Here is a 669-nt window from a genome sequence, read left to right on the forward strand (position 1 = left end):
CCCCGTGACGAGCCGCGCGTCGGCCTCGCGCCCGATTCGCGGGACGGAGTCCGGTCCGAGATTCGAGACGGTCGCGTCCGCGTGCCCGTCGCCGACCGCCTGCACCGCCGCGATGTCCGACCCCATCACCTCGATCTCCAGCCGGTCGAACGCCGGTTTGCCCCGGAATCGCTCCGGGATCCCCGCGAGCGGGTCCGCCTCCTCGTCCGCCGAGCCGCCGTCCGTACTGCCGGCCGACCCGTCGCCGTCCGCCTCTCGCACGAGGAAGTGGTCCGGGTTGCGCTCGAAGGCGACCGTCTCGCCCGGGGCGGCCTCGACGAACCGAACCGGGCCGCTCCCGACCGGATCCTCGTTGTTCGTCACCACGGCCTCGGTCGTCTCCGTGTCGAACTCGAACCCGGCGATCGTCGCCATCCCCGTCCGGTCCCCCCAGACGTGTTCCGGGAGGATCGGTACTTGGAGCGCGCGCACGCCGACCGCCTCGTTGACCTCGTCGAGCGTCAGCCGGACCGTCGTCTCGTCGACGGCCGTCGCGTCGGCGACGGCCGAGACGCGCCCCCGGAACGTCGGCGTCGGCACCGGCGAATCGGCGGTTCCCATCGCGGTGTCACGGAGGAACTCGTAGGTGAACGCCACGTCGTCGGCCGTCACCGGCTCGCCGTCGTGCCA

Annotated in this window: 1 protein-coding gene; it reads right to left on the reverse strand. The window is 72.8% G+C overall.

Going from position 1 to position 669, the window contains the following annotated elements; all coding sequences use genetic code 11:
- Nucleotides 1-669, reverse strand: a 669-nt coding sequence (locus DJ69_RS17070; protein WP_245851752.1) for an ABC transporter substrate-binding protein, incomplete at both ends; no start/stop codon positions are given.

Origin of the sequence: Halorubrum persicum (assembly GCF_002727125.1) — an archaeon.
Classification (GTDB): domain Archaea; phylum Halobacteriota; class Halobacteria; order Halobacteriales; family Haloferacaceae; genus Halorubrum; species Halorubrum persicum.